The following is a 13,786-nucleotide window of genomic DNA, read 5'->3' as shown; positions in this document are numbered from 1 at the left end:
AGTGATGCATCAAAAAATAACTTATATCCGTTCAAACTAGATGGTAGGTAACTACTGTCGATACAATTTGGAGAATACCAAATGGCTTTAATCAGTATGCGACAACTTCTTGATCATGCAGCTGAAAATGGTTATGGCGTACCTGCGTTTAACGTTAATAACCAAGAGCAAATGCGTGCAATTATGGAAGCGGCTGACAAAACAAACAGCCCAGTAATTGTACAAGGTTCTGCAGGCGCTCGTGCCTATGCCGGTGCCCCTTTTATTCGTCATATGATTTTAGCTGCCGTTGAAGAATGGCCACATATCCCAGTTGTAATGCATCAAGACCACGGTACATCACCGGGTGTATGTCAGCGTTCAATCCAATTAGGCTTTTCATCAGTAATGATGGATGGCTCATTAATGTCTGATGGTAAAACCCCTTCAAGCTACGAATATAATGTTGATGTAACACGTCAAACAGTTGAAATGGCGCATGCTTGTGGTGTGTCTGTTGAAGGCGAGTTAGGTGTTTTAGGTTCACTTGAAACAGGTGAAGCAGGTGAAGAAGATGGCGTTGGTGCAGAAGGTAAACTGTCTACGGATCAAATGCTAACAGATCCAGAAGAAGCGGCTGACTTCGTTCGTAAAACGAAAGTGGATGCACTGGCTATCGCTTGTGGTACATCACATGGTGCGTACAAATTCACTCGTCCACCAACAGACGATATCTTAGCGATTGATCGCATCAAAGAGATCCATGCCCGTATTCCTAACACTCACTTAGTAATGCATGGTTCGTCTTCAGTGCCACAAGAGTGGTTAGAAGTGATCAACCAATACGGTGGTGAAATCCCTGAGACTTATGGTGTGCCATTAGAGCAGATCATCGAAGGTATTAAGTACGGTGTTCGTAAAGTAAATATCGATACCGATCTTCGTTTAGCATCAACAGGTGCAATTCGTCGTCACTTAGCTTTAAACCCAGCTAACTTCGATCCACGTAAATACTTAGCAGAAGCAACGAAAGCAATGACTGAGATCTGTGTTGCTCGTTACGAAGCCTTTGGTACTGCGGGTCAAGCGGCGAAGATCAAGCCTATCTCTTTAGATGATATGCACCTTAAATACTTATCGGGTGAACTTGATCCACAAATCAAGTAATTGATAATAAGTTGAAAAAGCCGGTTTTGTGCCGGTTTTTTATTGCCTTGATCAAGACGGATCATCGGTTTACTTACTCATGCACCTCAGGATCAGTGTTTTACTAACCCTGGCTTTCACGGATCATTATTTTACTAGTTGTAGACTGATCAGGGGCTTTTCTTTGTTCACCTTTTAAACAATGGGCTGATTGCCCTAACATTAAATCAACAAGTTAGCGTACTCTCTAAGTAAAAAACTGATCTGTGATTGATCAACTTAGTAAAAACCTGATCCTGATCTGATTTAGTTGGTAGATCAGTGATCCGTGATTTTTATTTGAAATATCCTCTCCTTGCCTTGACCAAAAGCCCTTTATGTTCGATTTTTAAGTTACTGCTTAAATTAAGGATCGCTACCATGAAAAAACCTGCCATGATGTTGTCGAGCTTTGCTATGTGCTTTATTTCCTTTCATAGTGCTGCCGAAGCAGTAGATGTATATGGACGGGCTCATTTAGGGATTGCTAACAGCGACACTGGAAATGGCAGTGAAACTTCCATAGAGAGCTACAACTCACGAATGGGGATCAAAGGTAGTGGTGATATAAGTGATGGTTTAAAAGCCGTATATAAATTTGAATTTGCGGTTAATGCCGCTGATCAAGACAGCGATGGTAAAACTGAAGAGAATATTACCGCACGTAATCAATATGTAGGTTTACAAGGCAGTTATGGGCAAATTGTGATAGGCCGTCATGATACTGCGTTGAAGGTCGCACAAGGCAAAGTTGATTTAATGAATGACTTTAATGGTGATATTAAGGCTTTGTTTAATGGTGAAAACCGTCTTGGTGATGTGCTGCATTATAACTCACCAATAGTTGGTAATATGCAGTTTGTAGTGACCTATATTGCTGAAGAAAACTCCAAACAAAATGATGAAACAGGTATTTCTGCAGCGATAACATATGGTGATAGCAAGTTTAAAAAAGCGCCTTATTTTGTAAGTGTTGCCCACGACAGTAAAGTAGCAGGTTACGATACAACACGGTTTACTGCGCAAGGTAAATTAGGTGAGCTAACCTTAGGCGGTATGTATCAACAAAGTGAAAAAGTATCGGGTTCAAACAAAGAAGATGGCTTTTTAGTCAGTGCCTCTTATAAAATTGATAAATATAAATTACTCGCACAATATCAAGACTCTGATGGTGACTTTGGTAAGCTCAAAGATTCAGGCAGTGGTACCTCAGTCGGTGTGGAGCGAAGCCTGTCAAAACAAGCACGTATGTATATGTGGTATACGCAATTTTCACTAGATAATAATTCTGATGAAGATCATTTAGCAGTCACTTTAAGGTATGATTTTTAGCCTGAAAAGGCTGTTTTTTCCTTAAAATTGCTTATTTTTACGCTGATTTTTTGAAGTTTTTGAATTACTCGTTAGACTTTCATAAAAATGTCATACTTAGTCATAATAATGAAACCAGTTCGCTAACGTAAGAGATAAATTGGAATGTCACGTAAAGTACTAGTCGTCGATGACGAAGCGCCTATCAGAGAGATGCTGGTTTTTGTTTTAGAACAAAATGGTTTTCAAGCAATTGAAGCAGAAGATTATGACTCTGCTATTGAAGCGATGGTTGAGCCATACCCAGATATGGTTTTATTAGATTGGATGTTACCTGGTGGTAGCGGAATCCAAATCGCTAAAAAGTTCAAGCAAAATGAATATACTCGTCAAATCCCTATCATAATGCTGACAGCGCGCGGTGAAGAAGAAGACAAAGTGCGCGGATTAGAAGTAGGTGCTGATGACTACGTAACAAAACCTTTCTCACCAAAAGAATTAATGGCGCGTATTAAAGCGGTTATTCGCCGTGTTTCACCTACTTCATTAGAAGAAGCTATTGAAGTTCATGGTTTACGCCTTGACCCAATTTCACACCGTGTAACATCAGAAGGTAGTGAATTAGATATGGGACCAACAGAATTTAGACTACTGCATTTTTTCATGACTCATCCTGAACGTGTTTACAGCCGTGAACAATTACTTGATCATGTATGGGGAACAAATGTATACGTAGAAGACCGTACTGTTGATGTGCATATTCGTCGTCTACGTAAAGCGATTGCACCATTGGGGCATGACCGTTTAGTGCAAACCGTTCGTGGTGCAGGCTATCGTTTTTCAAGTAAATTATAAGTGTCATAGGAATGACCTTAACAAGCTAATTTACATACTTAAGGTAAAGTGAGTGTATGTATCGAGTAGTGAATAAACAGGCGTTAGCAAAACGCCTGTTTATGTATTTCTTACCCTTGTTATTAGTTGGCGTACTTGTAGGTGCGCCTTTTTTGCTTTTATTTTTAGGCTCTTTTGCACTTCTAATTTGGCATTATCATCAATTATATCGCCTCAGCGATTGGCTTCTTAATCAACGTAGTTTTAACCCACCTGAAGGGGAGGGAGCGTGGGAGCAAGTCTTTGAAGGGATTTATCATTTACAACATCGTAACCGTAAAAAACGCAATGAACTGGCAGATTTAATACGCCGTTTTCGAGATGGTGCTGAAGCGGTACCTGATGCCGTTGTGGTACTACAAAAAGATCTCAGTATTATATGGTGTAACCAGCTAGCACTTAAAGTGTTAGGGCTACAATGGCCGACCGATCATGGCCAACGCTTAGATAATCTTATTCGCGATCCCAAATTTGCTAAGTATATGCACAAAGCCTGTTTCGATGAACCGCTCGAGCTTGATGGTGGCCACAGCTACGATCAAACTCTAGAGTTTCGTGTTATGCCTTATGCAAGTTCGCAGTTGATGATGGTGGTGCGTGATGTCACGCGCTTAAAGCAACTAGAACAAATGCGAAAAGATTTTGTGGCTAATGTGTCTCATGAGCTAAGAACACCGCTTACGGTGGTAACCGGTTACTTAGAAATGCTTGATTCAGAAAGCCTGCCACCTCCTGCAATGTGGCACAAAGCGCAAACGACTATGCTCGAGCAATGTAAGCGAATGGACAGCTTGGTTAATCAATTGCTGTCGCTGTCGCGGATTGAAGGGGCGCGTCGTCAAGATAACGACAAGCCTGTCAATGTACCGCAGCTGCTTACCTATATTCAAACTGAGGCACAGTCACTAAATCAAGATAAAGGTCATGAACTGATTTTTAACATTGATGCCAGCCTCGATATAAAAGGTGCTGAAGATGAATTGCGTAGTGCCTTTTCTAACCTTGTTTTTAATGCCATTCATTACACTAAGCCTGGCGGCAAAATTGTGGTTGATTGGCAGCGTAAAAATGACCAAGCTTTATTTAGTGTGACCGATAATGGCGATGGCATTGCGGCTGAGCATATAAACCGCTTAACGGAACGTTTTTATCGTGTAGACAAGGCTCGTAGCCGCACTACTGGTGGTTCTGGTTTAGGTTTAGCTATTACAAAACATGTACTTACACGTCATGACAGCCGTTTAGATATTCGCAGTCAATTAGGAAAGGGTTCAACTTTTTCGTTCGCATTTGGTAATGAAAAAATCGTATCGATAGTAGAAAAAATTGAAAAAACTGCAAAGTCATAAAAATGTCATTTTAGAGTAATCTAACTGTCATCTAGTGTCATTAGAGTAGACCGCAGTTAGGAAATGGGACGAACAAATCGGAGTAACCCCTATGAAATTCAAAAATCTCGTTGCCGCAATGGGTGTGGCTGTAACAACATTTGTATCAGCACAAGCAGCTGCAGTAGATAAAGATATGCCTGAGTACACAAAAACAAGTGGTATCTCTGGTAACTTCTCATCTGTAGGTTCTGACACGCTTGCAAACATGATGACGTTCTGGGCAGAAGAATACAAACGCTTCTATCCAAACGTGAACATCCAAATTCAAGCAGCGGGTTCTTCAACGGCTCCACCTGCATTAACTGAAGGTACAGCAAACTTCGGCCCTATGAGCCGTCGTATGAAGTCAAAAGAAATTGAAGCATTCGAAAAACGTTACGGCTATAAGCCAACTGAAGTACGCGTTGCAATCGATGCACTTGCTGTATTCGTACACAAAGACAATCCAATCAAAGGTTTACGTATTGACCAAGTTGACGCGATTTTCTCTTCTACACGTAAATGTGGTGCAGAAGCTCAAGTTAATCGCTGGAGCGATGTTGGTCTAGAAGGCGATTGGGCTGCAAAAGATATTCAGCTTTACGGTCGTAACTCAGTATCGGGTACTTACGGTTACTTTAAGAAAAAAGCACTTTGTAAAGGTGACTTCCGTAACAACGTAAACGAACAGCCAGGTTCTGCATCTGTAGTACAGTCAATCTCTTCGTCAGTGAATGCGATTGGTTACTCAGGTATCGGTTATAAAACATCAGGTGTACGTACAGTACCACTTGCTAAGAAAGGCGATAACTTTGTTGATGCAACATTAGAAAACGTAGCAACAGGTAAATACCCACTATCTCGTTTCTTATATGTTTACGTGAACAAGCACCCTAACAAGCCTCTTGCACCAATTGATGCAGAGTTCTTAAAAATGGTGTTATCTGTAGATGGTCAAAAAATTGTTGAGAAAGATGGTTATGTGCCACTTTCAGGCAAAATGGCAATGGCTGAACTTAAAAAGCTAGGCCTTCTGTAACAACCATACAGACATAGCTAAGAAAACCGCTCATTGAGCGGTTTTTTTCGTTTAGCTTTTGGCAAATAACTTTGCCTTGATACGTTGCTGAGCAATACGTACTTGCTTACGCTTTTTACCCGAGGGTGCCTTAAAGCTTTGAATTGGCATTACCGTAGGGTATTCATTCGGTAATGCAGGAACACTAAAGTCAGCATGTTCATCTTTTGGTAAACCAATTTCTTGTTGGTGTATACGAAGTGCCGCTAAAGTCTCATCGTTTTCAACTTCACTTGGGCATAAAAATAAACCCATTTTACGCATTTTAACACCTAAGCCGATGCTACTTGAGTAGCGTACAATCGGTGCAGCCAAAATAAGACCCACTAAAATAGGTGATAACCACCAAAAGAAGGTTGGTGTGAAGTAGTAAGCGACACCTCCCCAAATAATTGCGGTAATAGTCGAAAATAACGTATAACCAATCGCTTCTTTCCAAGGCACCATGCGGCCTTCACGAGGCTGTGCATCCCAACTGACTTTTTTACCCAAAAATACGCATACTACAAAATAGCTATGAAATACCATCATTAGCGGTGCAATCACAATCGCAAAAATGGTTTCGATGACTGAACCTGCAATAAGCTTCATGGTGCCGCCAAAGGCTTTGTTACGGTGTACTAAAGTTACAATAACACCCATTAATTTAGGCAGTAACAACAGCACGGCAGTAATAAATAATAACGAATCAATTAAATCTGTTTTGGCAATTTGCCAAGTAGGGAAAAGCTGATAAGCATGGTTAAAATACACGTCACTATTCAGCGCACGAGTCACCGCATCTAAGGTACTTAATGCCAGCATAGATAACCAAATTAACGATGAGATATAGGCTGTGGCACCAAATAAAAAGTGCATTTTACTCATTAGCTTAAGGCCAGATTTAGGCAATAAACCTAAATGCTGGATATTACCTTGCACCCAACGTCTATCACGAATCGCATAATCAAGAATATTACTTGGTACTTCTTCGTAACTACCTTCAACATCGCTCAGCAGTAACACATCCCAGCCACTACGATGAAGAAGTGAAGCTTCGACGAAGTCATGACTTAAAATTTCACCACCAAATGGGGCATTGCCTTTTAAAACTGGCAGACCGCAGCATTTAGTGAATGCCTCAACGCGAATAATGGCGTTGTGACCCCAGTAGTTTGCTTGGTTTGTTTGCCAAAAAGCAGAACCGGTTGCTAGCATCGGGCTATATAAAATTGAGGCAAACTGTAAAAAGCGACCAAAAAAAGTGTCTTGGCGAACTGGAATTGGAATAGTTTGGATTAAGCCTGATTTTGGATTACTGATCATGCTAGCAGTAAGCTCAAGCATACACTGACCCGTCATAATGCTATCAGCATCAAGCACAATCATGTGATCGTATTGGCTACCCCAACGTTCACAAAAGTCGGTTAAGTTACCTACTTTACGGTGTTTATTGTCTTCACGGCGACGATAAAAGGTATGCTTTGCTAAATCACCTAAGCGTTTAGTGAGTGCATTCCATGCTTTAAGTTCATTACGTGCAATTTCAGGGTCTTGCGTATCACTAAGCAAGTAAAAGTCGTAATGTGGCATCTGCCCTGTTTTTGCCAGCGAGCGAAGACTAACTTCAAAACCAGCTATCACACGTTCTGTATCTTCATTGTAGATAGGCATAACAATGGCTGTTTTAGTTTGGCTTAAAGCGTGCTGATTAATTTCGATTGGCTTTTGACGTTTTAAGGTCAACGGGTCAATACGAAATAATTGCAGGATGAAGCCCATACAGCCACTACAAAAGGCTGTAACAATCCACGCGAAGGTGACTGTAAATAATGCCAGTAAAGCGTACTCAAGCGGTGTCATGCCGTTAGAATTTAAAATATCGAACATGATCCACACGCCATAGGCGGTAATGGTGAGCGCTAGGCTCGAAAAAAGCCAAGCGCGTGTTTTTTTGAACGGCATTGCTGTTGCTTCTAATGCTTTACTATTGGACGTCGTTTGGATACCAGACATAGCTCCATACCTCGCTGATTTCTTTGTCACGTAGTTTTAACGATAAGCGCATATCTACAGGCTTATCTCCCTCTGGCGCCACTTTAAAGGCTACGCGCCATCCTTGATTATTTGGTAACTGCTGCACAGTTTTATCGCTCACTTGACCTGATGACAGGGTTAAATCGGCCATCATGGCAAAATTAGCTGAAAGTTGATTGATGTTTTCACCACTAAAATCAACGGTAAATTGACGATGGCTTTTCGGTGGTGGGTTTTTCTCACCTGGTAGCGCTGCACTGCCAATTCGGGTTCTTAACACGCTCGCTTTATCTTGAGTTGCCAGCGTGGCATTGAAAGTTGAAAGCTTGTAACTAAAGCTTAAGCTGTCACCGGCTTTCATTGGCTGCTCTGGCACCCAATAGCTAACAATATTGTCGTTGGTTTCTGTATCTGTTGGGATCTCAACTAACTCAACGCGACCTTTACCCCACGCACCAAGTGGCTCAATCCATATGCTCGGACGATTATGGTAATGCGCCTCGGTATCAAGGTAGTTATTAAAGTCACGGTCTCGTTGTGCTAAACCAAAGCCTTTTGGATTATCGTAGCTAAACGAAGTAACGCTTAATTTTTTTGGGTTATTCAGTGCACGCCAAACCCATTGACCTTGTTCTGATTGCATCAATAGACCATCAGAGTCATGCACTTCTGGGCGGTAATCATCAAAAAACTTGGTACTGTTTTCACCGTGATAGAACATGCTTGTTAAAGGGGCAATCCCAAGTTTTTTAATGTCTTTACGAGCAAAGATCTGCATCTCGGTTTTTACTTCAGTATTGGTAGAAGGTGTTAATTCAAAGCGATAAGCACCTGATACTGATGGGCTGTCTAATAGGGCATAAAGCACGATAGTGGTATCTTCGGGTGCTGGTTTTACTAACCAAAACTCTTTAAACACCGGGAACTCTTCACCTGAATTCAAGGCAGTATCAATAGCAAGACCGCGGGCTGAAAGACCATATACCTGATGCGGGCCAACTAAACGAAAATAAGAAGCGCCTTGGAATACTGCAACTTCGTCTTTGTACTCATTATTATTGAGTGGAAAATGCAAGCGAAAACCTGCATGACCAAGTTGTGTATCTGCAATTGCTTTACTGATCTCTTGTTCTAATGGTGCAGCGGTTGCATCGTAACGATAGTAATCTGTTTTAAATGGTAAACTTTTTACTTCAGCATTTTGCTCAACAGTATTAATAGCAACCGGTGAACGGTATAAAAAGCCTGGGTGGAATAACTGCACTTCATACAGGCTTTGATCTTTCCAAATTGCTTTATCAGTACGAAAACGGATTGCACGATAATCTTGATAGCCGATGCTTGTTAATGCTTCAAGCTCTAAATCTTTTGGTGCAGCATACGGTTCAGACGCTAATTTTTTTGCGCGAGCCTTGATGACTTCAAATAGCTTTTCTTGAGGAATCGTGATCATTGCAGGCTTAAGCTCAACAGCAGTATTATCCTTTACTTGCTGTTTTTCATTTTCGGTAGCTTGAACCTTGACGGCTGTTTGTTCTGTTTCAGTTGCTTTTGGCTGGTCTGGGTCTTCAATAGCGTAACTAGTACCTGCACTCATGGCTAATAATACGCCCAAGAAGGTCTTCTTTTTGACAGCGCTGAAGAGCTTAGTTCGGGTTTCTGGTCTCATTCAATTTTCCTTTAGCCGTAAATCACGTTAATTCATTCATATCTCTTAGCAATTACTGAACCCAAAATAAAAACTAATATTCTCAATGGCTTTGAGTTCGTACAGTAAATGCGAGTTGGTAAAAATTTGAAATTAGTGAGAAACAATTACACGGTTGCAGTTGTTTATTCGTCACCAATATGGAGAAGTTTAATGAACGAAAGCTTGCCCTAATATGAATAGCTTAAAGGACGAACAAAAATATGAACAAAATTACCATAGGCTTAATTGTGAAAGCGAAATTGTAATCGAGGAGGGGTGTGCAGGCACTGAAGGTGTTTTCAGTGCCTCGAAAAATCAGCTTATTTAACTTCACCTAATTTTTCTGCATTGGCTTTACATTGGTTGTAAGCTTCAATGCACTTGTTGCTACAGACTTTATGAACTAAGCCATCAGCCGTGCTTTGTTGTTCACAGCTTGCTTCGCATTGATAGTTTTGCTGAGCACATTGCTGCATTTCTGGATTGTCAATTTTGTTTGAGCAGGCAGACAGTAATGTCATAGCAAACAATGTTGCTGCAATTGCTGGTAGTTTTTTCATGCTTATCCCTAGTTTATGTCTATTCTTTGCAATCCATCTTACCCAGATTGTTGCTATTTAATCCAGCTCAACTTGTAAATTGTCAATTAAACGCACTGTACCTAAATAGGCGGCAGCTAAAATAACAAGTTGTTTATCAGCCGCGGTGGCTGGTTTTAGTGTTGAGCGCTCTGCAATCGAATAATAGTCAGGTTTTAGTCCTGCCATTTCGAGCTGAGTTTTTGCATCAGCCTCAAGTGTTGCGATGTCTGCGTTACCTTGTTTGAGTGCTGTTGCTGTATTATTTAGCGTGGCAAACAGCACTTTTGCGGTGTCTTTTTGCTCATCAGATAAATAGCCATTACGAGAGCTCATGGCAAGCCCTGATATTTCGCGACAAGTAGGTACGCCGATAATTTCAACTGGAATAGATAAATCGCGCGTCATGGTTTTAATGACTTGTAGCTGCTGAAAATCTTTTTCACCAAAACAAGCAAAGTCAGGTTGAACCAAATTGAATAACTTAGTAACAACCGTCGCAACACCTTTGAAGTGACCAGGACGTGAGCCACCACAGTAACCCATAGACACACCCGGTACATCGACAAAACTTTGTTCGCCTAAACCATTCGGATAAATAGTCTCAACAGAGGGGGTAAACACAATGTCAGTACCAAGATCTGCTAAACCTTGCTTGTCTTCGTTCAACGTACGTGGGTAGCTATCAAGGTCTTCATTGGCACCGAACTGCATTGGGTTTACAAAAATACTTACAACGACTTTATCAGCCAGTGTTTTGGCTTTTTCAACAAGTGAAAAGTGGCCTTGATGTAAATTGCCCATGGTTGGCACAAGCGCAATGCTCAGGCCTGCTTGACGCCATGCTTTTACTTGGCTGCGTAACGATTTGATTTCAGTGATTGATTGCATTTATTTAAACTCGTGTTCGGCACTTGGGAAAGCACCACTTTTTACATCTTCACAATACTTTTGCACTGCTGCTGGCATATTGCCTGTCTCTAATAAAAAGTTTTTTGAGAACTTAGGAATATAGCCTGCTGAAATGCCAACTAAGTCGTGCATTACTAAAATTTGTCCATCAGTTTGATTGCCAGCACCAATACCAATGGTTGGAATGCTTAGTTCATCAGTAATACGCTTAGCAAGCTCACTTGGTATGCATTCTAATACGATAAGTTGCGCGCCGGCTGCTTCAAGGGCTTTTGCATCACTGACCATTTTATCAGCTTGAGACTGCTCGCGGCCTTGAATTTTAAAGCCACCAAAAACATGGACAGATTGCGGTGTTAACCCCAAATGACCGCAAACTGGAATACCTTGTTGCGTCATAGCCTTGATGCTGTCATGCAGCCACTCACCGCCTTCAAGCTTGATCATATTAGCGCCTGCACGCATTAGCTCTGCAGCATTTTTACACGCATCAGTTGGGTTGGCATAGGTCATAAATGGTAAGTCAGCAATCACAAACAATTCACGACTACCGGCACGTACGCAGCGTGTATGATAAGCAATCTCACTGTTGGTTACTGCTAATGTGTCATCACCACCTTGCAATACCATTCCTAAAGAGTCACCGACTAAAATCACCTCGACGCCATTATCATGAAACAATTTAGCAAAACTGGCATCGTAGGCTGTTAATGCGGTGATTTTTTGTTGTTCTTGTTTCATTTTATTGAGAGTTGAAACGGTGATTTTAGACATAATTTCCTCTAAGGCTTTGCCTTGGTTGATTACTGCTGAGGGAGTTGTTGTAAACCGTTTAAAGGCAACGTTTTTGTTATATCAGCAAGTGATTGATTGTTCGGTAAAATGAGTGATGGCGCGATTTCAAGTAGCGGATACACCACAAATTCTCGCTCTGTTAGGCCGTAATGAGGCACGGTTAGACGAGGGGTGTCGATCACATCATTGGCGAACAATAAAATATCTATATCAAGGGTACGTGGACCCCAGCGTTCTTCTTTACGTACTCGACCATGTTCAAGTTCAATAGCTTGAGTTAAATCAAGTAGCTGTTCAGGTTGTAATGCTGTTTTAACACAGGCTACGGCATTTACATAGTCAGGTTGATCCTGTGGTCCCATAGGTTTACTTGCGTAATCGTGCGAGACACAGACAAACTCAACTTCCTTTAAGGCTTTTAACGCTTCAACGGCCGCATGAATTTGTTTACGTGGCGCATTTAAATTAGCGCCTAATCCTAAATAAACCGTGTTCATACTTAATCAGCTTTTTTCTTGCGAGGGCGGCGGCGACGCTTCGGCCCACCTTGATGGCCGAGGTTTTTAACCATTTCTTTTTGCCCGTTGATGTCTTGGCTTAGGTAGGTTGTCCACCAAGTTGCCAGCTCTTCGTGCTGCTCTTCGCCAGCTTGAACTCGAAGTAGTAAGAAGTCATAAGCTGCTTTAAAACGTGGCTGTTGCGTTAGCCTGTAGGCGCGCTGACCACCTCGTTTATCAAGACGTTGCTGAATATGCCAAATATCACGAGCACCTAATGTAAAGCGTTTTGGTACTGCAACATGTTGCGCGTTCTCACTGAGTACTTTATTCATTGCTTGCGCAAATGCATCGTATTCTGACAGTTGGTCGCGCTGTTGTAGTTTCTTCGCAATATTAAGTAGTGGAAACCACAATATAGCGGCAAAAATAAAGGCCGGAGTGACTTTTTTATCGGCATTAATACGCTTATCGGTGTTTTTAAACATTTGCAGAATAAACGCATGCTCAATGCCATCTGGGTTAGCATCTAAGATTTTATCAAGCGCAGGAAACAGCGCTTTGAATAATCCATATTGGCGTAGCATTAAATAGTTTTCTTCGGCTTTGCCGTTTAAGAACAGTTTAAGTGACTCTTCAAATAAACGCGCTGGCGGAATATGATCTAGTAAATTAGCAAGGCCTTTAATGGGTTTTTCTGTGGCAGGCGCTATGCTCATGCCCAACTTTGTTGCAAACCTAACCGCGCGTAACATACGCACAGGGTCTTCACGGTAGCGGGTTTCTGGGTCGCCAATCAGCTCGATTTGCTTCGCTTTAATTGCGCTGATACCGTTAGCGTAATCATAAATGCAAAAGTCGTTAATCGAGTAGTACAGTGCATTAATTGAAAAGTCACGGCGTTCAGCATCTTCTTCAATACTGCCGTAGACATTATCGCGCAGGAGTTGCCCGTGTTCGCTTGATTGGCTTATTTGATTTTTACTTTCATCCGCTTCATGGTGGCCACGCATGGTAGCAACTTCGATGATTTCGCGACCAAACACAATATGCGCTAGGCGAAAGCGACGGCCGATTAGTCTACAATTACGAAAGAGTTTTTTAATTTGCTCTGGAGTTGCATTAGTTACAACATCAAAATCTTTTGGTTGCTGGCCTAACAATATATCTCGAATACAACCACCTACTAGATAGGCATCAAACCCACCTTCTTTAAGGCGGTATAATACTTTGATTGCATTTGGGCTAAATTGTTTGCGTGAAATACCATGTTCACTGCGCTCGATCACCAAAGGTAACTCGCTCGTTTGTACAGCATTACTGGATGTCGTGGCATTTGGGCCAATAATCTGCCGACAAAATTGAAAAAGCTTGGAAATAATAATCTGTCTCCTACGACGCGGACTCTGCGACTCATCAAGTATAGCGCTTGTTTGTTACTTCGCCGATGAGAGATTGACTCGATAACGGAGTGTTTAATA

Annotated in this window: 12 protein-coding genes; 5 read left to right on the top strand and 7 right to left on the bottom strand. The window is 41.5% G+C overall.

The features are described 5' to 3' along the window. Window positions 1–81: 81 nt before the first annotated feature. The 5 genes from fba (at window position 82) to AAEU31_RS06365 (ending at window position 5,778) form a co-directional block, all read left to right on the top strand. Complete coding sequence (fba, locus tag AAEU31_RS06385) at window positions 82–1,146, top strand: class II fructose-bisphosphate aldolase (RefSeq protein ID WP_421966802.1); 1,065 nt, start codon at window positions 82–84, stop codon at window positions 1,144–1,146. Between the two features lie 399 nt (window positions 1,147–1,545). Beyond that, window positions 1,546–2,496 carry a porin gene (locus AAEU31_RS06380; RefSeq protein ID WP_421966801.1) on the top strand — a complete coding sequence of 317 codons (951 nt, stop codon included), beginning with the start codon at window positions 1,546–1,548 and terminating at the stop codon, window positions 2,494–2,496. A 144-nt stretch (window positions 2,497–2,640) separates the two neighbouring features. After that, window positions 2,641–3,330: a phosphate regulon transcriptional regulator PhoB gene (gene phoB, locus AAEU31_RS06375; RefSeq protein WP_054551169.1), complete on the top strand. Its 690-nt coding sequence runs from the start codon at window positions 2,641–2,643 to the stop codon at window positions 3,328–3,330. Between the two features lie 56 nt (window positions 3,331–3,386). Further along, window positions 3,387–4,718: a phosphate regulon sensor histidine kinase PhoR gene (gene phoR / locus AAEU31_RS06370; RefSeq protein ID WP_135925992.1), complete on the top strand. Its 1,332-nt coding sequence runs from the start codon at window positions 3,387–3,389 to the stop codon at window positions 4,716–4,718. A gap of 91 nt (window positions 4,719–4,809) precedes the next feature. Further along, complete coding sequence (locus AAEU31_RS06365; protein ID WP_138558380.1) at window positions 4,810–5,778, top strand: PstS family phosphate ABC transporter substrate-binding protein; 969 nt, start codon at window positions 4,810–4,812, stop codon at window positions 5,776–5,778. A 51-nt stretch (window positions 5,779–5,829) separates the two neighbouring features. On the opposite strand, the gene mdoH is transcribed toward AAEU31_RS06365, so the two are convergent. The 7 genes from mdoH to pcnB all read right to left on the bottom strand — a co-directional run bounded on the left by mdoH (window position 5,830) and on the right by pcnB (window position 13,594). Beyond that, window positions 5,830–7,812: a glucans biosynthesis glucosyltransferase MdoH gene (gene mdoH, locus AAEU31_RS06360; protein ID WP_421966800.1), complete on the bottom strand. Its 1,983-nt coding sequence runs from the start codon at window positions 7,810–7,812 to the stop codon at window positions 5,830–5,832. Then, on the bottom strand, window positions 7,784–9,502 hold the full coding sequence (locus AAEU31_RS06355; protein WP_421966799.1) for an OpgD/OpgG family glucan biosynthesis protein: 1,719 nt from the start codon (window positions 9,500–9,502) through the stop codon (window positions 7,784–7,786). The genes mdoH and AAEU31_RS06355 overlap by 29 nt, the downstream gene beginning before the upstream one ends. A gap of 341 nt (window positions 9,503–9,843) precedes the next feature. Continuing rightward, on the bottom strand, window positions 9,844–10,044 hold the full coding sequence (locus tag AAEU31_RS06350; protein ID WP_372799652.1) for a hypothetical protein: 201 nt from the start codon (window positions 10,042–10,044) through the stop codon (window positions 9,844–9,846). A gap of 96 nt (window positions 10,045–10,140) precedes the next feature. Then, the gene (gene panC, locus AAEU31_RS06345; protein ID WP_135925988.1) at window positions 10,141–10,992 is read right to left on the bottom strand and encodes a pantoate--beta-alanine ligase; all 852 of its coding nucleotides are present in this window, start codon (window positions 10,990–10,992) and stop codon (window positions 10,141–10,143) included. After that, window positions 10,993–11,787 (bottom strand): 3-methyl-2-oxobutanoate hydroxymethyltransferase, encoded by a 795-nt coding sequence (gene panB / locus AAEU31_RS06340; RefSeq protein WP_138558378.1) that lies wholly within the window; start codon window positions 11,785–11,787, stop codon window positions 10,993–10,995. 29 nt (window positions 11,788–11,816) lie between these two features. Then, window positions 11,817–12,305 (bottom strand): 2-amino-4-hydroxy-6-hydroxymethyldihydropteridine diphosphokinase, encoded by a 489-nt coding sequence (gene folK / locus AAEU31_RS06335; protein WP_135925986.1) that lies wholly within the window; start codon window positions 12,303–12,305, stop codon window positions 11,817–11,819. A 2-nt stretch (window positions 12,306–12,307) separates the two neighbouring features. After that, window positions 12,308–13,594 carry a polynucleotide adenylyltransferase PcnB gene (gene pcnB / locus AAEU31_RS06330; RefSeq protein ID WP_235383261.1) on the bottom strand — a complete coding sequence of 429 codons (1,287 nt, stop codon included), beginning with the start codon at window positions 13,592–13,594 and terminating at the stop codon, window positions 12,308–12,310. Window positions 13,595–13,786: the final 192 nt, after the last annotated feature.

Origin of the sequence: Pseudoalteromonas thalassia, assembly GCF_049257215.1 — a bacterium.
Taxonomy (GTDB): domain Bacteria; phylum Pseudomonadota; class Gammaproteobacteria; order Enterobacterales; family Alteromonadaceae; genus Pseudoalteromonas; species Pseudoalteromonas lipolytica_C.
The sequence above is the reverse complement of the archived record's forward strand: the minus strand, read 5'-3'. Positions and strand labels throughout refer to the sequence as shown.